At 71.9% G+C, this 20,708-nt stretch carries 20 protein-coding genes; 10 read left to right on the plus strand and 10 right to left on the minus strand.

Going from position 1 to position 20,708, the window contains the following annotated elements:
- Positions 1 to 31 precede the first annotated feature (31 nt).
- The 6 genes from DEI89_RS15060 to DEI89_RS15085 form a co-directional block, all read right to left on the minus strand.
- Positions 32 to 928: a carbohydrate ABC transporter permease gene (locus DEI89_RS15060; protein WP_110904876.1), complete on the minus strand. Its 897-nt coding sequence runs from the start codon at positions 926 to 928 to the stop codon at positions 32 to 34.
- On the minus strand, positions 925 to 1,881 hold the full coding sequence (locus DEI89_RS15065) for a carbohydrate ABC transporter permease (RefSeq protein WP_110904877.1): 957 nt from the start codon (positions 1,879 to 1,881) through the stop codon (positions 925 to 927). The genes DEI89_RS15060 and DEI89_RS15065 overlap by 4 nt, the downstream gene beginning before the upstream one ends.
- 49 nt (positions 1,882 to 1,930) lie before the next feature.
- A complete protein-coding gene (locus tag DEI89_RS15070; protein WP_258368962.1) occupies positions 1,931 to 3,235 on the minus strand; it encodes an ABC transporter substrate-binding protein in 1,305 nt (434 codons plus the stop codon).
- Between the two features lie 191 nt (positions 3,236 to 3,426).
- Entirely contained in the window at positions 3,427 to 5,121 is a 1,695-nt protein-coding gene (locus tag DEI89_RS15075) for a ribonuclease J (protein ID WP_110904878.1), read from the minus strand.
- Between the two features lie 199 nt (positions 5,122 to 5,320).
- Positions 5,321 to 6,133: a fructosamine kinase family protein gene (locus tag DEI89_RS15080; RefSeq protein ID WP_110904879.1), complete on the minus strand. Its 813-nt coding sequence runs from the start codon at positions 6,131 to 6,133 to the stop codon at positions 5,321 to 5,323.
- Between the two features lie 50 nt (positions 6,134 to 6,183).
- Complete coding sequence (locus DEI89_RS15085; RefSeq protein ID WP_110904880.1) at positions 6,184 to 7,032, minus strand: LysR family transcriptional regulator; 849 nt, start codon at positions 7,030 to 7,032, stop codon at positions 6,184 to 6,186.
- Positions 7,033 to 7,102: 70 nt separating this feature from the next.
- On the opposite strand from DEI89_RS15085, the gene DEI89_RS15090 reads away from it, so the two are divergent.
- Entirely contained in the window at positions 7,103 to 8,134 is a 1,032-nt protein-coding gene (locus tag DEI89_RS15090) for a DMT family transporter (RefSeq protein ID WP_110904881.1), read from the plus strand.
- Here the strand turns inward: DEI89_RS15090 and DEI89_RS15095 are convergent.
- Positions 8,052 to 9,395, minus strand: coding sequence for an MFS transporter (locus DEI89_RS15095; protein WP_110904882.1), 1,344 nt, complete (start codon positions 9,393 to 9,395; stop codon positions 8,052 to 8,054). The genes DEI89_RS15090 and DEI89_RS15095 overlap by 83 nt on opposite strands.
- A gap of 119 nt (positions 9,396 to 9,514) precedes the next feature.
- Between DEI89_RS15095 and DEI89_RS15100 the strand changes: the two genes are divergently transcribed.
- From DEI89_RS15100 to DEI89_RS15110, 3 genes are all read left to right on the plus strand, one after another.
- A complete protein-coding gene (locus DEI89_RS15100; RefSeq protein WP_110904883.1) occupies positions 9,515 to 10,384 on the plus strand; it encodes a UbiA family prenyltransferase in 870 nt (289 codons plus the stop codon).
- A 31-nt stretch (positions 10,385 to 10,415) separates the two neighbouring features.
- On the plus strand, positions 10,416 to 11,582 hold the full coding sequence (locus tag DEI89_RS15105; RefSeq protein WP_110904884.1) for a N(5)-(carboxyethyl)ornithine synthase: 1,167 nt from the start codon (positions 10,416 to 10,418) through the stop codon (positions 11,580 to 11,582).
- Positions 11,583 to 11,776: 194 nt separating this feature from the next.
- Positions 11,777 to 12,043, plus strand: coding sequence for a hypothetical protein (locus DEI89_RS15110; protein ID WP_110904885.1), 267 nt, complete (start codon positions 11,777 to 11,779; stop codon positions 12,041 to 12,043).
- Between the two features lie 25 nt (positions 12,044 to 12,068).
- On the opposite strand, the gene DEI89_RS15115 is transcribed toward DEI89_RS15110, so the two are convergent.
- A complete protein-coding gene (locus tag DEI89_RS15115; protein WP_110904886.1) occupies positions 12,069 to 13,268 on the minus strand; it encodes an NAD(P)/FAD-dependent oxidoreductase in 1,200 nt (399 codons plus the stop codon).
- Between the two features lie 104 nt (positions 13,269 to 13,372).
- Here DEI89_RS15115 and DEI89_RS15120 point away from each other — a divergent pair, with 104 nt between their 5' ends.
- The 5 genes from DEI89_RS15120 to DEI89_RS15140 all read left to right on the plus strand — a co-directional run bounded on the left by DEI89_RS15120 (position 13,373) and on the right by DEI89_RS15140 (position 17,800).
- A complete protein-coding gene (locus DEI89_RS15120; protein ID WP_110904887.1) occupies positions 13,373 to 13,900 on the plus strand; it encodes a helix-turn-helix domain-containing protein in 528 nt (175 codons plus the stop codon).
- Complete coding sequence (locus DEI89_RS15125) at positions 13,897 to 15,135, plus strand: MFS transporter (protein ID WP_110904888.1); 1,239 nt, start codon at positions 13,897 to 13,899, stop codon at positions 15,133 to 15,135. The genes DEI89_RS15120 and DEI89_RS15125 overlap by 4 nt, the downstream gene beginning before the upstream one ends.
- A gap of 118 nt (positions 15,136 to 15,253) precedes the next feature.
- Positions 15,254 to 16,033, plus strand: coding sequence for a hypothetical protein (locus DEI89_RS15130; protein WP_181421689.1), 780 nt, complete (start codon positions 15,254 to 15,256; stop codon positions 16,031 to 16,033).
- Positions 16,034 to 16,101: 68 nt separating this feature from the next.
- Positions 16,102 to 17,142 carry a DUF2382 domain-containing protein gene (locus DEI89_RS15135; protein ID WP_110904889.1) on the plus strand — a complete coding sequence of 347 codons (1,041 nt, stop codon included), beginning with the start codon at positions 16,102 to 16,104 and terminating at the stop codon, positions 17,140 to 17,142.
- Positions 17,143 to 17,368: 226 nt separating this feature from the next.
- Positions 17,369 to 17,800, plus strand: a complete 432-nt coding sequence (locus DEI89_RS15140; RefSeq protein WP_110904890.1) for a DUF1801 domain-containing protein — start codon at positions 17,369 to 17,371, stop codon at positions 17,798 to 17,800.
- On the opposite strand, the gene DEI89_RS15145 is transcribed toward DEI89_RS15140, so the two are convergent.
- Complete coding sequence (locus DEI89_RS15145) at positions 17,797 to 18,999, minus strand: acyltransferase (RefSeq protein WP_110904891.1); 1,203 nt, start codon at positions 18,997 to 18,999, stop codon at positions 17,797 to 17,799. The genes DEI89_RS15140 and DEI89_RS15145 overlap by 4 nt on opposite strands.
- Positions 19,000 to 19,058: 59 nt before the next feature.
- Positions 19,059 to 19,634, minus strand: a complete 576-nt coding sequence (locus DEI89_RS15150; protein ID WP_110904892.1) for a TetR family transcriptional regulator — start codon at positions 19,632 to 19,634, stop codon at positions 19,059 to 19,061.
- Positions 19,635 to 19,697: 63 nt separating this feature from the next.
- Here DEI89_RS15150 and DEI89_RS15155 point away from each other — a divergent pair, with 63 nt between their 5' ends.
- The gene (locus DEI89_RS15155) at positions 19,698 to 20,636 is read left to right on the plus strand and encodes an SDR family oxidoreductase (protein ID WP_258366312.1); all 939 of its coding nucleotides are present in this window, start codon (positions 19,698 to 19,700) and stop codon (positions 20,634 to 20,636) included.
- Positions 20,637 to 20,708 lie beyond the last annotated feature (72 nt).

Raw genomic sequence — 20,708 nt, forward strand, 5'->3', positions numbered from 1 at the left:
GGTCGGGCCGGGGTCGGTCTGGAGGCTCGGCTCAGCTCTTGACGGCGCCCTGCGTCACGCCGCTGATCACCCAGCGCTGCGCGAACAGGTAGACGACGATCGTCGGTGCCATCGCCATCAGGTACGAGGCGAAGGCGACGTTGTAGTTCGTGCCGAACTGGCTCTGGAAGATGTTCTGCACGACGGGCAACGTCTGCAGTCCGGGGTCGGCGGTGATGAGCGACGGCATCATGAAGTCGTTCCAGCTGGCGAGGAACGCGAAGATGCCGACGGTGGCGTTCATCGGCCCGAGCAGCGGCAGGATGACGCGCCAGAAGATCTGCCACGTGGAGGCGCCGTCGATGCGGGCGCTCTCCTCCAGCTCGACGGGGATGGACCGGAGGAACGCCGAGTACAGCAGCACACTGAACGACAGTTGGAACATGGCGTGCAGGATCGCGACGCCGACGGGGTTGTCCAGCGAGATCATCGCGGTGAGCTTGATCTGCGGCAGGGCGACCACCGGGAACGGCAGGAACATCGCGGCGAGCAGGTAGACGAACGACCAGCGGAAGAACCGGCGGTGCCAGTTCCGCACGATCGCGTACGACGCGAACGAGCTGAGCAGCAGGGTCGCGACGACGGTGAGCGCGGCGACGCCGAGCGACACCGAGAACGAGATCGGGAAGCGCGTGAGCTGCCACGCCTCGGCGAAGCTCGCCGGGTTGAACGGCAGCGGCAGGGACAGGGCGTTCCCGTCCACGGCCTGCGCGCTCGTCTTGAACGCCATCGCGACGGTGACGTACAGCGGGATGAGGACGCTCAGCGAGGCGATCGCCAGGATGACCGTCAGCGGCCAGTTCACCCGGTCGAGCCGGCGGCGACGCGGTTGACCGGGGGTGGTGCGGGCGGCTGCGGTCGCGGGGGACCGGGTGTCGATGGCGCTCATGCGAGTCGGAGGTTCCTTCCGCGCGTCACTGCGAGCTGCAGGACCGAGATGAGGACGGTGATGATGAAGAAGACGGTCGCGTTGGCCATCTGGTAGGCGTAGTCGCCGCTGGTGAAGCCGGTGAAGATCGTCATCGCGACACTGCTCGTCGCGGAACCGGGTCCGCCGTTGGTCAGGCCGACGATGACGTCGTAGGCGCCGAGGTAGCCCTTCACGCCGAGCACCGTGTTGATCACGATGAACCCGCTGATGAGCGGCAGGGTGATCGACCGCAGCTGCTTCCACGTGCCGGCGCCGTCGAGCGAGCTGGCCTCGTAGACGTCCGACGGGATCGAGGTCAGTCCCGCCGTGTAGATGAGCAGGGCGCCGGGGATCGTCTGCCAGGCGGAGACCACGACGATGGCGAGCCACGCCAGGTTCGGGTCACCGAGGATGCTCTGCTCGAGCGGGCCGAAGCCGACGGAGGTGGCGAACGCCGGCAGCGTGTTCGAGAACATGTAGTTGAAGACGTAGGCGACGACGATCCCGGACACCACCATCGGGATGACGAACACCGACCGCAGGCCGGCGGCGAAGCGGACGCGCTTCGACAGGGCGACGGCGAGCGTCAGTGCGATCACCTGGGTGACGATGACCGTCACGACCGCGAAGCCGAGCGTGAACCCGTAGGACCCGAGGATCGCCGGGTCGGACACGAGTGCGCGGTAGTTCGCCAGACCCAGGAAGTGCCACTGCCCGAACCCGAGGTAGTCGGTGAAGCTGTAGAAGATGCCCACGCACGCCGGGGCGACGACGAACGCCGTGAACAGCACGAGCGCGGGGACGAGGAACAGGTAGTACATGCCCTCGGTGCGGTGCAGCGAGCCGACGCGTCGGTGCACCCGGGTCGCTGCCGTGGCGGGACCGGGACGCGGGTCCTGCGTCTCGGGGGTCAGTGGGGTCTGCATGGTCATGATCGCTCCTGGGTTCCGGGTTCGGTCCGACGGGTGCTGGTCGCGCCGGTCAGACCGTCGCCGAGCGTCCGGCGAGGCGTCGCCAGTCGGTGTCGAGCCGCCGCAGCATCGAGTCGAAGTCCCCGCCGCGGATGGCCGTCTGCAGGTAGTTGCCGAGCGGGATGGAGGTGGGGATGAAGGTGCCGGCACCCTGGTAGAAGGCGCCGTCGTCGACGTACTGCTGGAGCCCCTCGAGTCGCTCGTCGGTCTGCGGGGGAGCGTTCTCGGTGGTCGAGAACGCCAGGTTGTCGCGGTTGTAGGCGTTGATGACGTCCGGCTGCATGAGGAACTCGACGAGCTCCTGCGCCAGGTCGAGGTGCGGGGTCGTGGTGGGGATCCACAATCCGAGGTCGATGTTGACCCGGGCCTTGCGGTCGCCCGGGTCGTTCGAGACGGGCAGGGCGAACGTGCCGACCGGCAGTTCCTCGTCCACCAGGGCGATCTGACCGAGGGCCCACGGTCCCTGCAGGTACATCGCGGCCTTGCCCTGCCCGAAGGCGAGGTTGCCATCCGCGTAGGAGCGGGTGGCGTGGTCGGGGTTGAAGAACGACGAGATCGTCTTCGCGCGCTCCATGGGCAGGGCGAAGTCCTTCTCGAACGACACCTCGGCATCCGGCCCGACGTCGGTCCCGAGAGCCTTCATCTTCCGGAAGAACGAGCCGGTGTCGACGAGGCTCCCGACCGAGTAGTCGAACAGGCCCTGCCAGAGGGTCCAGGTGTCCCGGTCGGTCGCGTACACCGGGGTGATGTCGGCCTTCTGCAGCGCCGTGCAGACGTCCACGAACTCGTCCCAGGTGGTCGGCACGGGCAGGCCCTGCTCGGCGAAGATCCGCTTGTTGTAGATGACCCCGGCCGCCGCGAGCGAGAACGGCAGCACGCTCGTGCGGTCCTCGTACTTCGCGTACTGGTTCGTCAGGCCGTCGATGCTCTCCCGGACCCGGCCCGCCGACGGCAGGTCGCTCAGGTCACGGAGCACGCCACGCTCGATGTAGCGCGCGAGTTCGAGGTTGTCGTTGAAGCATCCGACGTCTGCCGGCTCCCCGCGGACGAACTGTGGGGCGATGGCGCCGGTGCTGTCGTGCACGACGCGCACGCCGGAGTTCTCCCGCTCGAAGCGGCGGAGCAGGTCGTCGAAGTAGGCGATGACCTCCTGCTTCTGCTCGTAGAAGCGCAGGGTCGTCCCACCCGCAGCGGTGCCGGCGGCGGAAGGGGCCGAACACCCGGCGAGCGCCAGTGTCCCGAGGCCGAGTCCGCCGACCGCGCCCGCCAGGAACCCGCGGCGGCTCAGCGCCGTCCGTGCCGTTGTGCTGCTCATGACCATGGTCACTCCCTCTCGCGCTCCATTGCGCCAGCCCATGTTTACAGCGCTGTAAACCGAAAGTCAACGACCCGACCCGCCACCGGTGAGAGCCCCGGTGAGCGGAGTCGGGTCGGCACCGGACCCCGGCGGCGCAACCGCTCGACGGGGTCCGGTGTTGTCAGCCGTGGGCCGTCCGGCCAGCGACCTCAGTCGGCGTCGACGACGACCGCCGTGATGACCGGAGTGCGGCGGTGTCGACGGAGGAACCACCGCTCGAGCCCCTCGGCGATGGCGTGTTCCGCCGCGGCGCCGTCGATGTGTCCGCGCCGGGTGGCTTCGGCGATCGCCTTCGACGCGACCTGCTCGGCGTGGGTCATCCAGCCGGCTTCCTCGACGAAGCCCTTCGGCAGGAACTCGACCGGGTCGACGAGCCGCTGCGTGCCCTCGTCGAAGATGCCGAGCACCGTGATGTGGCCCTCTTCCGCGAGCGACAGGCGGTCCTTCAGCGCCGCCTCGGTCGCCACGCCGATGGTCGATCCGTCGACGAAGACGTACGGGGCCGGGATGCGCCCCGCGATGCGGGCCTTGCCACGATCGAGGTCGACCACGACGCCGTCCTCGACGACGAGGACACGGTCCTCCGGGACACCGGTCCGCACCGCCAGCTCGGCGTTCGCCACGAGGTGACGCCACTCGCCGTGCACGGGCAGGACGTTCTTCGGCTTGACGAGGTTGTAGCAGTACACCAGCTCGCCGGCGCTGGCGTGACCGGACACGTGCACCTTCGCGTTGCCCTTGTGCACGACCGTGGCACCCCAGCGGATGAGGCCGTTGATGACGCCGTAGATCGCGTTCTCGTTGCCCGGGATCAGGGAGCTCGCCAGCAGGATCGTGTCGCCCTCGCCGACCTTGATGATGTGCTCGCGACGTGCCATCCGCGACAGCGCGGCCATCGGCTCGCCCTGGGAACCGGTGCAGATCAGGACGCTCTTGTGGTCGGGGAGCTTCCCGAGCTGCTTGAGGTCGACCACCAGGCCGTCCGGGATGTGCAGGTAGCCGAGGTCGGCGGCGATGCCCATGTTCCGGACCATGGACCGGCCGACGAAGGCGACCTTCCGGCCGTGGCGCTTCGCGGCGTCGAGGACCTGCTGGATCCGGTGCACGTGGCTGGCGAAGCTCGACACGACGATGCGCTTCGGTGCTTCGCGGAACACGCGGTCGATCGCCGGACCGATCTCCTGCTCGGCCGTCGTGAAGCCGGGGACCTCGGCGTTGGTCGAGTCCGTCATGAACAGGTCGACCCCTTCGTCCCCGAGGCGGGCGAAGGCGTTGAGGTCGGTCAGACGGTGGTCCAGCGGGAACTGGTCCATCTTGAAGTCACCCGTGTGCAGCACCGTGCCGGCACTGGTGCGGATGGCGACCGCCAGGCCGTCCGGGATGGAGTGGTTGACGGCGACGAACTCCAGGTCGAACGGTCCGGCGGCGTGCCGGTCGCCCGCCGCGACCTCGTGCGTCACCGGGGTGATGCCGTGCTCCTGCAGCTTCGCGGTGATGAACGCGAGGGTGAGCTTGGAGCCGATCACCGGGATGTCCGGGCGTTCCTTCAGCAGGTACGGCACCCCACCGATGTGGTCCTCGTGCCCGTGCGTGAGGACGATGCCGTCCACCTGGTCGAGGCGGTCCCGCACGGCGGTGAAGTCCGGGAGGATCACGTCGATGCCCGGCTGCGTCTCTTCCGGGAACAGCACACCGCAGTCCACGACGAGCAACTTGCCGCGGTGTTCGAAGAGCGTCATGTTCCGACCGACGTCACCGAGTCCGCCGAGCGGAGTGACGCGCAGGGCTCCGCGCTTGAGCGGTGCGGGTTGCTTGAGGTCGAGGGCGTGCTGGGGAGCGGGCATGGCGGCGATGTGCCTTTCATCGGTGTGGCTCGGTCGCGCAGCGGAACACGCGGGTCATGGGCGGCTCCGCCGTTCGCGTCGCTGGTGAGCGCGAGGGGGCCGTTCGGTCGCCGCGAGGACTCCTGCAGCGAGGTACCGCCGACCAGCGTAGGCGAGATCGACGGCGAGCCCGACGACGGCGAGCCCGACGACCGCGGTGTCAGGCGTAGCGGCGAGCTGCCCGAAGCGCCGCGTCCGTGTAGGAGCCGCCGAACAGCAGGACGTGCAACAGCAGGGGTGCGAGCTGGTGCAGCTCGACGCGCTCCTGCCACCCGGGCGCCAGGCGCGACTCGGCGTCGTACGCGGCCAGGACGGTCTGCAGCCGGGGCAACCCGAACAGTGCGAGCAACGCCAGGTCCGTCTCGGCGTGCCCGCCGTGCGGGTTCGCGTCGATGAGCACCGCGCCCGTCGGCTCGGACGCATCCCGCGGCCACAGCACGTTCCCGGCCCACAGGTCACCGTGCAGCCGGGCGGGCCCGTCCCCGACCAGCGCGGGCTGCGGCGAGCCGAGCGTGCCGTCCTCCAGGCGGTCGCACACGCGCTCGAACACCGCGGCCTCGGACCGGTCGTAGCCGCCCGCGTCGACGATGCGCTGCACGTAGTCACGGATCCGGTACTCGGCGAAGAACTCGCCCCAGCGCTCCGGTGCCTCGGACGCGGGGACGAACGGTGTCCGCGAGCGGCCCATCCGCAGCGGCCCGTTCGCCGGGAACCCGGGTGACGGTGCTCCCCAGTGTGACGCGCCGGCAGCGTGGGTGTGGGCGAGTGAGCGGCCGAAGCGCTCCGCCTGGGCGGTCGACGGTGCCGTGTCGGAGACGAACTCGAGTTCGAGCACCGTCGGGCGCGGACGAGCCAGGACCCGGGCGACGCGGGTGCCGCCGGCGTCCTCCGCCTCGGCGAGCCACTCCAGTCCGGCCGCCTCGGCAGCGGCCTCGTCCGGGCTGGTGAAGGTCTTGACGTAGGTCTCCGACATCACCCCATCCTGCCGAGCGCGCCTGGTGACGGGGTCGACGTGGATGCCGCTCACACCGCGTCGACGAGCGCCCGCGCCAAGGGGTGCCACGGCCGGGACGACGGTCCGGACAGCACCAGGGTCCGCTCGTACCGCGGTGCCACCGGCAGCATCACGAGCCCGGCGGGCAGCATCACGCGGCCGAGCGTCGGCACGATCGACACCCCTTCGCCGCGCTCGATCATCCCGAACATGGTGCTCATCTCCCGGACGCGGTGGGCGTACCGGAAAGGCTGCCCGGCGATCTCGTGCATCCGCTGGATCTGGTGCTCGCAACCCCCGCCGCCGGCGACCAGGCCGTCGTCGTGGAGGTCGTCGAGCGTCAGCGCCTCGGCTCCGGCGAGCGGGTGGTCGCGCCGGACCACGGCGGCCATCTCGTCCGTCGCCACGACGACCCCGCCATCGGGGACGGTGACCGGGTCGACGAGCACGGCAGCGTCGACGGTGCCGGCCTCGAGCCACTCCGGCATTTCGTCGTCGTCGCCCTCGTAGACCTGCACGTCGACGTCCGGCAGCGTCACCGACCAGAGTTCCCGGAGCCGTGGGAGCAGTCCCTGGCACACGGTCGGCACGGCGGCCAGGCGCACGGTGCCGCGGGCCGTGGCGGGCCGGACCACTGCCTCCAGGGCGTCGACGGAGGCGAGCACGCTGCGGGCGTGGGCCAGCAGACGGTCGCCCAGCGGGGTCGGGACGGCGGCCGTGCCGCGGCGGACCACGGGACCGCCGACCTCGCGTTCCAACCCGGCCACGGCGTGGGAGACGGCGGACTGGCCGACCCCGAGCACCACGGCCGCCGTGGTGAACGAGCCGGCGTCCACGGTGGCGACGAAGGCGCGGAGTTGCGGGAGCGAGACGGTCATGCGTGTCCTTCATGTCGACATGAGGTCCATGCGTTTGCCGCATGTGCGTGCTGTGCCGAGACTAGTCCACATGAACGCCCTCCTCTACGTGCTCGTCGCCCTGACCTGGGGCTCGAGCTTCTTCTTCGCGAAGATCGGGCTCGACGGTCTGGCACCGCAGCAGGTGGCCACCGTCCGCACCGTGCTCGGTGCGTTGACGCTCGTCGTGGTGCTCCTGGTCACACGCCGTCGTTGGCCGCGCGAGAAGCGCGTCTGGGGGCACCTGCTCGTCGTCGCGGTGTTCCTCAACGCGGTGCCGTCGTCGCTGATGGCGTGGGCGGAGCAGACCGTGCCGTCGGGACTCGCGAGCATCTACAACGCGACGACGCCGATCATGACGCTGCTGGCGTTGGCCGTGCTGGTCCCCACCGAGCGGCTCACCCGCCGGCAGGTCGGCGGGATCCTCCTGGGCATCGTCGGGGTGCTGGTCCTGGTCGGACCGTGGGACGTCCTCGGCGATCCGCAGGTGCTGGCGAGTGTCCCCGGGCAGGTCGCGTTGCTCGGCATGACCGCCTCCTACGGCGTCGGCCTGGCGTGGCTCCGCCGCTTCGGCGTCGGCGGCGGGTACGACCCGACCACTGTCGCGACGGTGCAGCTCACCCTGGCCGCCGGGCTGATGCTCGTCGTCGCGCCCGTCGTCGCCACGGGTCCGGTGCAACTGGACTGGAGGGTCGTGGGCGCCATGGTCGCGCTCGGTGCCGTCGGCACCGGGCTGGCCTACGCATGGAACACCCGGTTGGTCGGCGCATGGGGCGCGGGGCGCGCCTCCACCGTGACCTACCTGACACCGGTCGTCGGCGTCGCGCTCGGCGTCCTGGTGCTCGGCGAGCCGCTGCGGTGGAACGAACCGGTCGGCGGGCTCGTCGTGCTCGCCGGGATCGCGCTGGCCTCCGGTCTGCTCGGGGCACGGCGTCGCCGCCGCACCGGGGCGGTCGCAGCCCCGGTCGCGGCCGCCGAGCCGTCCGTCACCGAGCCGACCGTCACCGACCCGTCGGCACCTGCTGGCGCAGCGGCTGCGTACTCGTCTCGTGCAGACCGCGACCCGTCGTCTCCGGTGCCATGAGCTGCGACAGGATCCCGCCGGCGACGCACACCGCCGCCGCGATGAGCATGCACGCGCCGATGCCGATCGACGAGATCCCAACCGGCAGCAGGAACGTGCCGGCAGCAGCACCGATCCGACTGCAGGCGGCGGCGAAACCGACCCCGGTGGAGCGGACCTCGGTCGGCAGCACCTCGATCGGGTAGACCGCCGTCAGGTTGCCCTGGGCGGCGTTCATGAAGGAGAACACCGCGAAGCAGAGCACCACCACGACGGCCGGTGCCGACCCCCAGACCCCGACCACGGCCAGGGCGACCGCCATGATCCAGAACGGCGGGATGAGCTGGCGACGACGGCCGAGCCGTTCGATCGTGAGCATGCCGACGAACGCACCGACCGCAGCCATCGCGTTGACCGTGATGGTGCCCGCGGCCTCGTTCTGCAGGCGCAGGGCGTCGAGCACCGTCGGCGCGAACGTGAAGATCGCGAAGTACGGGGCGACGTTGCACGCCCAGAACAGCGAGATGAACGCCAGCCGCTGCCGGTTGTCCTTCGAGAACAGCACCCGGTAGCCGCCCGCGCGCTGCTCCTCGGCCGCGTACTGCTCCTCGCGGAAGTACGCCTCACCGCCCAGGTGCGCCGTGACGATCGCGCGTGCCTCGTCCACCCGGCCGCGGGACAGCAGCCACCGCGGCGACTCCGGGAACCCGATCCGGGCGATCGCGGTGACCACCGCGGGCAGGGCGCTCGTGACGAGCACCCACCGCCAGCTGAGGTCGAACGCGTCGATCATCACGTACGCGGTGACGACGGCGATCAGGTACCCGCCGTACCAGCAGACGAGCAGCCCGGAGAGACGTCGCCCGCGGTCCGCCGCCGGCGCGAACTCGGCGAGCATCGCGGCCCCGATCGCGTACTCGGCACCGATCGCGACCCCGAGCAGCACCCGGACGACGAACAGTTGCCACCCGTCGGCGACGAACGCCTGCGCGAGTCCGAGCACGATGAACGCGAGCACGTCGATCGTGAAGACCCGCCTCCGCCCGAACCGGTCGGTCAGCCACCCGGCGAGGGGCGCCCCGATGAAGATCCCGATCAGCGAGCTGGCCCCGATCAGCCCGGCGAGCACGGGGTCCAGCCCGAGCGCGACGGTGATCGCGGGGAGCGCGACGCTGATGACACCGAGGTCGAAGCCGTCCAGGCCCTCACCCCAGGCGCAGGCGAACGTCATCCGACGCAGGAAGCCCGTGCGGCCGGGCGGGGTGTTCGTGGTGGTGGTCATGGTCGTTCCTCCCGCGCCGGGGTCGACGCTGCTCGGAACCTAGGCCGCGTCGGGCCGGACACCATCCAGGATGTCCACGGAGCGGGACCGGCCGTCCACCGCTTCCGTACGCTGGCCGGGTGACCTCTCCGCGCAGGCCCTCCACCATCCGCCTGCTGTTCGCGTCCTCGCACCCGGGTCCCACCGTCACCGTCACCGTCCTGGCGGCGGTCATCGCCACCGCGGTCGGGAACCCGTTCCGGGTCGTCGTCCTGGTGGCGCTCGCCGTGGTCGCCGGGCAGCTGTCGATCGGGCTCGCCAACGACTGGATCGACGCCGACCGCGACCGGGCCGTCGGGCGGAGTGACAAACCCGTCGCCCGCGGGCTCGTCGCCGTCACCACGGTCCGGACCGCCGCGTTCGCGACCGCCGGTGTCGCCGTCGTGCTCTCGCTGTTCCTCGGTCCGGTCGCCGCCGTCGCTCACGTGGTCCTCGTCGCGGCCGGGTGGGCCTACGACGCGGGGCTGAAGCGGACGGCGGCCTCGGTCGCGCCGTTCGTCGTCGCGTTCGGGCTGCTGCCGGTCGTCGCGGTCGCTGCCGGACCCGACGGTGGGTGGCCGGCGACGTGGGCGATCGCCACCGGGGCGGTGTTCGGCGTCGCGATCCACTGCACGAACGTCCTGCCCGACCTGGTCGACGACGCGGCCACCGGTGTCCGGGGGTTCCCGCATCGCCTGGGGCTGCACGCGTCCGGGATCGTGGCGTTCGGTTCGCTCGTCGTCGCTGCCGTCCTGGTGCTGCTCGGGCAGCTCGGCGGGGACGACCCGGTCCGCGGAGCCGGTGCGTTGCTCGCGGTCATCGGTGCCGTCGTCGTGGTCGTGCTCGCGGCGGTCGGGGTGCGGCTCGTGCTCACCGGTCCGCCGACCCGCGCCCTGTTCCGGCTCGTCATCGCGTCGTCACTCGTGCTCGTGGTCGAACTCGGGATCGCGGGCGCCGCACTCGTCGCGTGAGTCGCAGGCCGGGCGCGCCGTACAGTGCACCATGACCGAAACCACGCCGACCCCCCACCTGCTCCGGCTCGGGGTGCTGGCTGTCTCCCGGAAGGCCGACGAACGTCGCCTGCCGATCCACCCTGCCCACCTCGGCCGCATCGACCCGGACCTGCGCGCACGGATGGTGCTGGAGCGGGGGTACGGGGACCGGTTCGGTGTCCCCGACCGTGACCTCGAGCCACTCGTCGCCGGGATGGCCACCCGTGACGAGATCATCGCCACGTCCGACGTGGTGCTCCTGCCGAAGCCCCTGGCCGCCGACCTCGCCGACCTCCGCGACGGCCAGGTGCTCTGGGGCTGGCCGCACTGTGTGCAGGACCAGGCCCTGACGCAGCTCGCGATCGACAAGCGTCTGACCCTGATCGCCTGGGAGGCGATGAACCACTGGCGGGAGGACGGCGGCTTCGGCCTGCACGTCTTCCACAAGAACAACGAGCTCGCCGGGTACTGCTCGGTGCTCCACGCCCTGCAGCTCTGCGGCTCCACGGGGGACTACGGCCGACGTCTCACCGCCGTCGTGATCGGGTTCGGGGCCACCGCGCGGGGAGCCGTCACCGCGCTGAACGCGCACGGCGTCCACGACGTCCGCGTCCTGACCAACCGGGACATCGCGGCGGTCGGGTCGCCGATCCCGTCGGTCGACATCCTGCAGTTCGAGCACGACGACCACACGCCCTTCGCGAGCACGGTGCGGACGCCCGACGGCCCGGTGCCGCTGGCGCCGTACCTGGCGGAGAACGACATCGTCGTGAACTGCACGCTCCAGGACCCCAACGCCCCGCTCACGTACCTGCGCACCGAGGACCTCGACGCCTTCCGGCCGGGGAGTCTCATCGTCGACGTGTCGATCGACGAGGGCATGGGCTTCAGCTGGGCTCGCTCCACTTCCTTCGCCGAGCCGATGATCACGGTGGGTGACTCGACGAACTACTACGCCGTGGACCACAGCCCGTCGCTGCTCTGGAACTCGTCGACGTGGGAGATCAGCGAGGCGCTGATGCCGTTCCTCCGGACCGTGATGTCCGGTCCGTCGGCCTGGGCGGAGTCCGACACCATCCGTCGTGCAGTGGAGATCGAGGACGGGCGGGTCCGCAACGACGCGATCCTGGCGTTCCAGGGTCGTGCGGCCGAGTACCCGCACGCCGTGACCGCCTGACCCCGGTCGCGCCCAGCCCGGTCCGTCCCTGGTCGGACCGGGCGGCCGACTCGGCGCGCGCCCGGCGCTCGCGTTCTGCGGACAGGACCGCGCCCCGGCGTGCACCGCCGCGGGTCCGGTCGTATGCTCACCGCACGGTCACGCAACGGTGCGTGACGGGACATCGAAGAGGACCGGCCATGCCAGTTGTCGACGTGACACGAACGACCACCCCCGCGCTCGGACGGGACGGCGCGCAGCTGTCCTGTCCCCGGTGTTCCCGCCCGCTGCGCGTCGCGCGGAACCAGTACTACGGCGTCGGTCTCGCCGTCCACGAGTGGCTGCACGTGTGCCCCGTGTGCCCCTGGTTCGCGTTCGCGCCCTCTCCCACCGCGGTGGCAGTGGTGTCCGGCCAGCAGCGCACCCTGCCTCGGTGGGCGGCCCTGTTCCAGCGGTACGGACGGCACCGCACCGCCCGCTGAGCGACGGCACGGGCGACCCGACCGGCTACGCCCACGCCATCGCGTACAACCGGGCGAGAGCACCGGAGGTCGGGAGGGCCAGGACGGACCGGAGCAGCGCCTCCCGGCCGATGCCGATCGCGTCCGGGACGGCACGTCCGAGGGCCATGTTCGCCTCGGCCTGCCGACCCGCTCGACGGGCGGCGGCCTGGCGGCGGCGCGCGTATGACGGCCACGGGCCGGCCTCGCCGGTCCGCACCGCGTCGGCGAGCAACGGTGCGAGTTCCGCGGCGTCCAGCCAGCCGAGGTTCATGCCCTGCCCGCCGATCGGGCTGATCTCGTGGGCCGCGTCGCCGACCAGGACCACTCGGCCGACGCCGACACGCTCCGCGGTACGGCGCCGCACACGGAACGCGCTGAGCATCGAGCAGGTGGTCGGGTCCGGTGCGACGCCGGTCCGTTCGCGGACGATCGCCGCCAGCCGGGAGGCCTGTCCCGCCTCCGGTGCGTCCGCTGCGGCTGCCGGGGCGGCCGGGTCGACGAGCGGGTCGTCGGCGTGCAGCAGGGCGACGTAGCGCCGGCGACCGTGGGGCAGGGGGAAGGACTCGACGACCCCGGCCGGCCCGACGTCGACGAGCGCCGTGGCGCGGGCGTCCGGGTCCTCGGGGTCGGCGAAGTCGCCCATCACGTACCGATCCGGGTAGTCCCGACCGGTCGTGCCGATGCCGAGCAGGTCGCGGACGACGCTCCGGGCGCCGTCGGCACCGACGACGAACGAGGCCCGGACGGTGACGGTGCGGCCGTCCTGGTCGGTCCCGGTCGCGTCCACGTGGTCGGCGTGCCGGGCGAGGTCGACGAGCGTGGTGCCGGTGCGGAGGGCCTCGGGTGCGCTGGCGTCGAGACGTCCGCGCAGCAGGGTCTCGGTGCGGTGCTGGTCGAGCGTCGCCACGTAGGGGTGCGTGTCCGAGACGCGGGCGAACGGCAGCGCGCCGAGGACCCGACCGCGACTGCGGGCGACACCGGTGCGGACGAGGACGGCCTCCTCGAGCACGGGGCCGGCCAGGCCGACCGCGGCGAACGTGTCGAGGGACGGCGGGTGGATCCCGATGGCGCGGGAGCCGACGGGGTCGGTGGTCCGGCGTTCCCAGACCTGGACCGCGGTGCCGCGTGCTGCGAGGAGCGCGCCGAGGAACAGGCCGACCGGTCCGCCGCCGACGACGAGGACGTCCGTGGTGTCCGTGGTCACGGGGTGAGCCTACGCACGACCGTGACCGCCGCCGGCAGGAGTGCGGATCCCGACCCCCAAAGGGCCCTTTGACGGTGCCGACCCCCGACTGCCACGATGCCTCCGTGTCCACGATCGACGAACTCCGCGCGACCGCGCACCCCATCCGCCTGCGACTGCTGTCCCTGCTGACGGGCGTCGCGATGAGCGCCGCCGAGGCCGGACGGGAGCTCGGGCTGTCCCAGGCGACCGCGAGCTACCACCTCCGGGTCCTGGAGCGGGCCGGGCTCGTCCGGGTCGTCGAGGTCGTCCGACTGCGGGGTGGTGAGGCGAAGCGCTACCGACACGAGGCCTCCTCGGTGCCGTTCGACGCCCACGAGGTGCATCCGCTCGACCCCGAGGCGGCCGAGGACCGGCTGGTGTACCTCGACGCCGTGGCCGAGGAGCTCCGCCGACGCGCCCGCGACCAGGTCGACGGTCCCGGCGTCTCGACCGACGCCGAACTGTGGGTCGACCCGGAGACCTGGCGTCGTGTGGTGCAGCACATCGGCCAGGCGTCCGCGATCCTGCACGCCGCTGCCCGTCCGCCGCGGACACCCGGCACGCGTCCGGTGTCGGTCACGGCCGCCCTGTTCCCCCTCCGCCGCTCGTGAGCACCACGGTCGACAAGTTCGGTCCGCTGCGTTCCGCGCCCTTCCGGTGGCTCCTGGCAGCGCGGACGACGAGCATCCTCGGCAACGCGGTCGCCCCGATCGCCCTGGCGTTCGCGGTGCTCGACCTCACCGGGTCCGCCGCGGACCTGGGCCTCGTCGTGGCGGCGCGGTCGGTCGCGAACGTCGCGGTCCTGCTCTTCGGCGGGGTGATCGCGGACCGGTTGCCCCGCGAAATGGTCCTGGTCGGAACGTCGTGCGCGGCCGCCGTCACGCAGGCCGCAGTGGCCGTGCTCGTCATCACCGGGTCGGCGAGCATCCCGTCACTGGTGGTGCTGAGCGTCCTGAACGGGGCGGTCGCGGCCGTCAGCCTGCCCGCCGCGGGCGCGCTCGTGCCGGACACGGTGCCCGAAGCGCAGCTCCGGCCGGCGAACGCCCTGCTCCGGCTCGGGCTCAACGGCGGGAGCATCCTCGGAGCTTCGGCCGGTGCCGGACTCGTCGCGGTGGTCGGACCGGGGTGGGGGCTCGCCGTCGACGCAGCGGGCTTCGCCGTCGCCGGGGTCCTCTTCGCGCGCATGCGACTGCCGCGCGAGCGTGCCGTGGCCGACCGGCCCGAGCGCACCTCGGTCGTCGCGGACCTCCGCGAAGGATGGCGTGAGTTCGTCGGCCGCCGCTGGGTCTGGATCGTCGTCCTGCAGTTCGCCGTGCTCAACGCCGCCTTCGTCGGGGCGACCGCGGTGCTCGGACCCGTCGTCGCGGACGCCTCGTTCGGCCGGGCGGCCTGGGGGCTCGTCGTCGCCGCGCTGTCGGTCGGACTGGCGGTCGGCGCGGTGATCGCCCTCCGGTGGCACCCCCGACACGCGCTCGGCATCGGTGTGGCGCTGATGGTCGTCGCGGCGGTACCGGTCCTCGCCCTGGCGCTCCGCCCCTCCGTCCCGGCGTTGATCGTGTCGTTCGCCGTCGCCGGGGCCGCCATCGAGGTCTTCTCGATCGCCTGGGACCAGTCCCTGCAGACGAACGTGCCGCGGGACGTCCTGGCCCGGGTCTACTCGTACGACGCCGTCGGGTCGGTCGTCGCCGTGCCGTTCGGCGAGGCGCTCGTCGGACCAGTCGCGCACACCGTCGGGACCACACCGACCCTGCTCGGCTGCGCGGTGCTCATCGTCGTCGCCACCGTGGTCGCGGCCGTCACCCCGAGCGTCCGCGGCGTCACGGTCCAGGAGGCTCCTCCGGCCTGATCCGCGGGACTGTCCGCGAACCGCACGGCCGTCCTCGTCTGCCCGCGCTCCCACCCGCACCGGTGTTCCGTACCGGGCGGATCGAACACCAGCACGAGCACCACGCCAGGAGGCAGCCATGAGCACACCCGACGACGACACCCGGCCCGTCCGTCACGCCGGAGCGAGCGACGGCACCGGCCCGGAGGGAGCGCACCGCGACGGCGAGGCCTCGCACGCCGTCCCGGCACACGACCAGGACGGACCGGACGGGGCCCGGAACCACGGGACCCGCGACGGGGCAGCGGCGACGGCCGTCGGCGGCGCCGCCCGCGCCGACCGCGGACCGACCCAGCGAGAGAGCGTCCTGGAGCGCGAGAAGGACGAGTTCGCCGGCTTCAAGTGGGGCTCGGCGTTCTTCGGCTGGCTCACCGCCACCGGTACCGCCGTCATCCTCACGGCGATCCTCACCGCGGTCGGCGCCGGCGTCGGCCTCGGCCAGAACGCCGGTGACGTCGACAGTGCCGCGAAGGACGTCACGAAGAACGGCGACGTCGTCGGCATCGTCGGCGCCATCGCCCTCGCCGTGATCCTCTTCGTCGCCTACGTCGCAGGCGGATACGTCGCCGGCCGGATGGCACGGTTCTCCGGCGCCAAGCAGGGTGTCGCGGTGTGGATCTGGGCGGTCGTCATCGCGATCGTGGTGGCGATCGTCACCGCCGTCGCCGGCAGCCAGTTCAACGTGCTCGGGAACCTCAACAGCTTCCCGCGCATCCCCGTCGACGAGGGCACCCTGACCGTCACGGGCATCATCACGGTCGTCCTGGTCGCGGTGATCAGCCTGGTCGGCGCCGTCCTCGGTGGCCTGGCCGGCATGCGGTACCACCGCAAGGTGGACCGCGTCGGCCTCGGTCGCTGACGTCCGGCTCCGACCACCCCACGAACTCACACGCCCGCAACCCCACAGCACGAACGGAAGGAACGACCATGATCGACACGAACACCATCAACAGCGTCTTCGGCGCCAAGGTCATCGACCCGGACGGCCAGAAGGTCGGCACTGTCAAGCAGGTCTACGTCGACAACGAGGACGGGCACCCGCTCTTCGCCAGCGTCTCGACGGGGCTGTTCGGCACGTCCGAGTCCTTCGTCCCCCTCGAGGGCGCCGACCTGACCGGCGACGAACTCCGTGTCGCCTACGACAAGGACCGCATCAAGGACGCCCCGCGCATCGACGCCGACGGCGACCTGAGCGACGGCGAGCAGGACCGGATCTTCGACCACTACGGCCTCGGCAGCGGTGCCGCGGGCACGACCGGCACCGGCACCGGCACCGGCGCGGACGACGGCACGATCGGCGTCGACCCCGATCTGACCCCGACCGACCCGGCCGCAGCTGGCGGGCACCACACCGGTGACACCGCCGGTCGCGACCTCCCCGCCACCGATGACCGTGTGGCCGGAGCGGCCGGGTACGACACCACCGCGGACGCGGCGGGCGTCGCCGACAGCGACACGGTCACCGGCCGCGACACCGTGGACACCGACCGTGGCGTGACCGACACGACCGAGTCCGCCGGAAACGACACGACCGCGTCCGCCGGACACGACACGACCGCGTCCGCGGGGCACGACACGTCGGGGCCGGACACGGACGACGCGATGACCCGGTCGGAGCAGCGCCTCGACGTCGGCACGCAGCGCGTCCAGACGGGCCGCGCCCGTCTCCGCAAGCACGTCGTGACGGAGCAGCAGAACGTCACCGTGCCGGTGCAGCACGAGGAACTGCGCGTCGAGACCGAGCCGATCACCGACGGCAACGTCGGTGCTGCGACCGACGGCCCGGACCTGTCCGAGGAGGAGCACGAGGTGACGCTCAGCGAGGAGCGCGTCGTCGTCGACAAGGAGACCGTCCCGGTCGAGCGCGTCCGCCTCGGCACCGAGACGGTCACCGAGCAGCAGCAGGTGTCCGAGGACGTCGCGCACGAGGAGATCGAGCTCGACCAGGACGGCGACACCCGCCGCTGAACCGTCCGGACCGCTGTGGTCCGGACCACGACCGGACGGGAGGCCCGGTGCCGGTCGGCACCTGGGCCCCCTCCGGGCAGTGCCGTCCCGCCGCGTCCCCGGCGGGGCGGTTCGTCCCGCCGCGTCCCCGGCGGGACGGCCGTGTCCGGTGGGGAGCCTCCCGTCCGTGGTTCCACCGGGACGCACGACGCGGTCACCGATCCGTCCGGGGCACTACCGTGTGCGCATGGCCGACACGGATGAGCCCCAGACCGATGAGCCGCCCGCGGGCGGCTCGACGCCCGCGCAGCACATCGACGCGATGATCGCGGCGCACCCGGACTGGCGCGGCGCGGTCCTCGCCGACGCCCGTGCCGCGGTGCTGGCCGTCGACCCGGCGATCGAGGAGACGTGGAAGTGGCGCGGTGCCCCGGTGTGGGAGCTCGACGGCATCCTCGTCGTCGGCAACGTCTTCAAGGAGGCCGTGAAGCTCGGCTTCATGTACGGCGCGTCCCTGGACGACCCGGATGGTCTCTTCAACGACGAGCTCGGCGGCAACCAGCGCCGCGCGATCAAGTACTTCGCCGGTGACGCCGTCGACGTCCCGGCGTTGCAGGCGCTCGTCCGTCGGGCGATCGAGCACGACCACACCCGACGCCAGGCCGGTCGCCGGCGTTAGCTCGTGGTGGCGCTCCGCGCGGCCCGGTCCTCGGTGACCAGGCGTCGGGCCTCCCGGGTGCGGGCGCGGAGCTTCTCGACCGGGACCTCGACCGCGTAGGCCGCGCCGATCGACACCACGACCGCCGCGGCGAAGAGCCAGACGTCGCCGAACCAGCCGATCGCGAAGGTGCCGAGCAGCGCGATGACGAGCGGGTGCCAGAGGTACGCGGAGTACGAGACCCGGCGGCCGAACCAGGCGACCGGGGTCCAGGAGAGCACCGCGGACACCGGGGTGCGGACCGAGACCAGTCCGCCGATGAGCACCGCGGCGAAGAGCCCGGCGACCGGCATGAGCAGCCCGAAGGTCCAGGCGTGCTCGGTCCAGTCGTCGTCGATCCAGAACTGCACGCCGAGGACCATGGTCGCACCGGCCCAGGTGCCGACGTGTCCGGCGAGGCCCGAGGCGAACGAACGGAAGCGCTCGTCGTCGAGCAGCAGTGCGAGCAGGCACCCCGTGGCGAGCGGGACGACGCCGAGCACGGGCGAGAAGTACACGTTCGGGGTGGACCCACCGGAGGGCGTGCGGTAGCTCAGCCAGGCCGCTGCCGAGGCGCCGACGACCACGGCGGACAGCCCGGTGAGCAGCGTGCGCCGGCGTCGTCCCAGGGCGAGCAGGAGCACGAGCACCGGCGGCCAGACCAGGTAGAACTGCTCCTCCATCGACAGGCTCCACGTGTGCGCGAAGACGCCCTGCGTGGTGTCCCAGAACGACCGGTAGAGGTTGCCGGTGTAGGTCAGGGCGATGAACGCGGCCTCGCCCGCCGAGAACGAAGCACCCTTGTAGTCCCCGACCCAGTTCCAGAGCAGCAGCCCGGCGACCACGAGTGCGAGGAGCGCCGGGTAGAGCCGGAGCAGCCGCTTCCACCAGAACACACCGAGCCGCACCGTGCCGGTCTTCCGACGTTCACGGAGGAGCAGCGTGGTGATCAGGTAGCCGGAGAGCACGAAGAAGACGGTCACGCCGATCCACCCGCCCTCGAACTGCGGCACGTGCAGGTGGTAGAGGACCACGATGACGATCGCGACCGTGCGCAGGCCGTCGAGGGCCAGGGCGCGGTGGGCGACCGGCGCGGGTGGGGCCGTCCGGGTCGGGACGGCCGGGGTCCCCGCCTCGGTGACGGTCGTCTGGGTCGGAGCCGGGGCTGCGGTCCGGGTCATCCCGCCAGTGTCCTCCGGGAGTCCAAGAACGGGCTCAGTGCGCTCCGGTCACCCAGCGCTCAGGCGTGCTGTCGACCCAACGCGCTCGCCAGGGCCTCGAGCCGTTCGGTCGCCAGATCGGGCATCGTCCGCGTCTCGTCCGGGGAGATCCACTGCGCGAACGCCAGGTGGAACACGGTCACGCCGGACTGGGCCACGAGGGTCGCGGCGGGCTCCGGGACGCCGCGGTCGCGGAGGAGCTCGGCGAGCCGGGTGCCGAGGCCGGACAGCTTCGCGAGCTCCCGTTCGCCGAGCGCTGGTTCGGCGTCGATCACCCGCTGGCGTGTGCGGGACCACTCGCGGCGGTCCTCGGGGAAGAACGCTCCGGCACCCGCCAGCGCCCGCGCCACGAGTTCGAGCAGGGGAGTGTCGGCCGAGGCCTCCTGGATCGGGCCGACGAACATCTGCAGGAAGTCGTCCTGTCCGGCGAACAGGACCTCGCGCTTGTCGGCGAAGTGCCGGAAGAAGGTGCGCTCGGTGACCGCGGCGGCACGGGCGATGTCGGCGACCGTGGTGGTCTCGAAGCCGCGATCGAGGAACAGCTGCAACGCCGTCGCCTGCAGTCGCTCCCGCGTCCCCGGTTGCCATCTCGCCATGCCGGGAGTCTACCGAGCAATGACGGTGATGACAGCCGCTGACATCGGGTGTACCGTTTCCCGATGTCAGCAACTGACATCAACAAGAAGGGCATCACCATGCACGTGTTCGTCACTGGAGCCTCCGGATGGATCGGCTCCGCCACCGTCGACGAGCTCCTCACCGCCGGTCACCGCGTCACCGGGCTCGTCCGGTCCGACGCTGCTGCCGCATCCGTCGCGGCGAAGGGCGCCGAGGTCCTGCGCGGCGACCTCGACGACCTCGCGGCCCTCCGGCGCGGAGCCGAGGCCGCCGACGGGGTCGTCCACCTCGCCAACAAGCACGACTGGGCGCACCCCGAAGAGACCGACGCCGCGGAGCGAGCCGCTGTCGAGACCCTCGGCGGAGCCCTCGTGGGTAGCGACCGGCCCCTCGTCGTCGCATCCGGCGTCGCTCGACTCGCCGGTGACCGGGCCGCGACCGAGGCCGACCCCAACCCAGCCGTCGGTCCGAAGTCGATGCGCGGTGGCAGCGAGAACCGCGCCCTCGACTTCGTCGACCAGGGCGTCCGCACCGTCATCGCCCGCTTCGCCCCGACCGTGCACGGCGACGGCGATCGCGGGTTCATCGCGATGCTCGCCGAGGCGGCCCGCCGACACGGTGTCGCCGCCATGGTCGGCGACGGCTCGAACGGCTGGGCGGCGGTGCACCGGACCGACGCGGCCCGCTTGGTCCGGCTGGGTCTGGAGAGCGCGCCCGCCGGCACCCGGATGCACGTGACCGCGGAGGATGCCGTGCCGACACGCGACATCGCGCAGGCCATCGGGGACGTCCTCGGCGTGCCGGTGACCTCGATCCTCCCCGACGAGGCAGCGGCCCGTCTCGGCTTCGTCGGCACCTTCTTGGGCATGCAGCTGGCCGCGACGTCGGCCGTCACGCGGGAGCGTCTCGGCTGGCAGCCGACCGGGCCGACGCTGCTCGAGGACATCGCCGCGGGCGCGTACACGGCAGCGGGGGCCTGACGGGTCAGGCGGCTCGTCCGGACCACGCGACAGACGGGAGGCTCCCCACCGGACCGGTGGGGAGCCTCCCGT

The organism is Curtobacterium sp. MCBD17_030 (genome assembly GCF_003224255.1).
In the GTDB taxonomy this organism is placed as follows: Bacteria; Actinomycetota; Actinomycetes; order Actinomycetales; family Microbacteriaceae; genus Curtobacterium.

What these genes read in the sequence shown, in the direction of transcription:
- DEI89_RS15070 (WP_258368962.1), bottom strand. Translation starts at nt 3,235, where the DNA reads ATGAGCAGCACAACGGCACGGACGGCGCTGAGCCGCCGCGGGTTCCTG.
- DEI89_RS15080 (WP_110904879.1), bottom strand. Translation starts at nt 6,133, where the DNA reads ATGTCGGAGACCTACGTCAAGACCTTCACCAGCCCGGACGAGGCCGCT.
- DEI89_RS15130 (WP_181421689.1), top strand. Translation starts at nt 15,254, where the DNA reads ATGAGCACACCCGACGACGACACCCGGCCCGTCCGTCACGCCGGAGCG.
- DEI89_RS15085 (WP_110904880.1), bottom strand. Translation starts at nt 7,032, where the DNA reads ATGACCGTCTCGCTCCCGCAACTCCGCGCCTTCGTCGCCACCGTGGAC.
- DEI89_RS15140 (WP_110904890.1), top strand. Translation starts at nt 17,369, where the DNA reads ATGGCCGACACGGATGAGCCCCAGACCGATGAGCCGCCCGCGGGCGGC.
- DEI89_RS15145 (WP_110904891.1), bottom strand. Translation starts at nt 18,999, where the DNA reads ATGACCCGGACCGCAGCCCCGGCTCCGACCCAGACGACCGTCACCGAG.
- DEI89_RS15135 (WP_110904889.1), top strand. Translation starts at nt 16,102, where the DNA reads ATGATCGACACGAACACCATCAACAGCGTCTTCGGCGCCAAGGTCATC.
- DEI89_RS15155 (WP_258366312.1), top strand. Translation starts at nt 19,698, where the DNA reads ATGTCAGCAACTGACATCAACAAGAAGGGCATCACCATGCACGTGTTC.
- DEI89_RS15060 (WP_110904876.1), bottom strand. Translation starts at nt 928, where the DNA reads ATGAGCGCCATCGACACCCGGTCCCCCGCGACCGCAGCCGCCCGCACC.
- DEI89_RS15090 (WP_110904881.1), top strand. Translation starts at nt 7,103, where the DNA reads ATGAACGCCCTCCTCTACGTGCTCGTCGCCCTGACCTGGGGCTCGAGC.
- DEI89_RS15150 (WP_110904892.1), bottom strand. Translation starts at nt 19,634, where the DNA reads ATGGCGAGATGGCAACCGGGGACGCGGGAGCGACTGCAGGCGACGGCG.
- DEI89_RS15095 (WP_110904882.1), bottom strand. Translation starts at nt 9,395, where the DNA reads ATGACCACCACCACGAACACCCCGCCCGGCCGCACGGGCTTCCTGCGT.
- DEI89_RS15065 (WP_110904877.1), bottom strand. Translation starts at nt 1,881, where the DNA reads ATGACCATGCAGACCCCACTGACCCCCGAGACGCAGGACCCGCGTCCC.
- DEI89_RS15075 (WP_110904878.1), bottom strand. Translation starts at nt 5,121, where the DNA reads ATGCCCGCTCCCCAGCACGCCCTCGACCTCAAGCAACCCGCACCGCTC.
- DEI89_RS15105 (WP_110904884.1), top strand. Translation starts at nt 10,416, where the DNA reads ATGACCGAAACCACGCCGACCCCCCACCTGCTCCGGCTCGGGGTGCTG.